We start from the raw sequence: 524 nt of genomic DNA, 5'->3' as shown, positions 1-524 counted from the left end.
GGCTCGTACGGTTCTGCGTGCCGTCCGTGACACGGTGGTCTCTGTTGCCCGCGCTGTATGGAACTGGATTTTCTTCTGAACAGTCTGCCAGGGGAAATGCCTGATTACATTGCGTTAACCAACTGAAAACATGACACAAACACCTCATCCCCCTCCTGTTTCTCTTGCGTGACTGCCTTGCTGTTAATAGAACAAAACGATCAATAAGACAGGTGTCGATCGTTGCCATCGATCGTTTGTAGTGGTTAATGGTCTGCGAAAAGGCAGCTGAATCTCTTCATCATGCATAACGGAATTGCACACAACGGACTGATACTTCTCTGGCGGATGAGAGAGGGAAAGCATTTATGTCCGGGAAAAACCACTTTATCTGACCATGCTGTTTTGTACCTGCCGGTATCCACTTTTGTGGGTACCGGCTTTTTTATTCACCCTCTGTAAGGAAAAGCTGATGAAACGACATCTGAACACCAGCTACAGGCTGGTATGGAATCACATTACGGGCACCCTGGTGGTGGCTTCCG

1 protein-coding gene and 1 pseudogene are annotated in these 524 nt (G+C 48.5%); both read left to right on the top strand.

The genetic code is table 11. The annotated features are described in order from the left end of the window. Positions 1-79: pseudogene (locus K0778_RS28260) on the top strand (hypothetical protein); the annotation flags it as partial. A 372-nt stretch (positions 80-451) separates the two neighbouring features. After that, positions 452-524 (top strand): ESPR-type extended signal peptide-containing protein (locus tag K0778_RS29500; protein WP_214279554.1); only part of this gene is annotated, 73 nt, incomplete at its 3' end.

This window comes from Escherichia sp. XD33 (assembly GCF_019375075.1).
In the GTDB taxonomy this organism is placed as follows: domain Bacteria; phylum Pseudomonadota; class Gammaproteobacteria; order Enterobacterales; family Enterobacteriaceae; genus Enterobacter; species Enterobacter flexneri_A.
The sequence above is the reverse complement of the archived record's forward strand: the minus strand, read 5'-3'. Positions and strand labels throughout refer to the sequence as shown.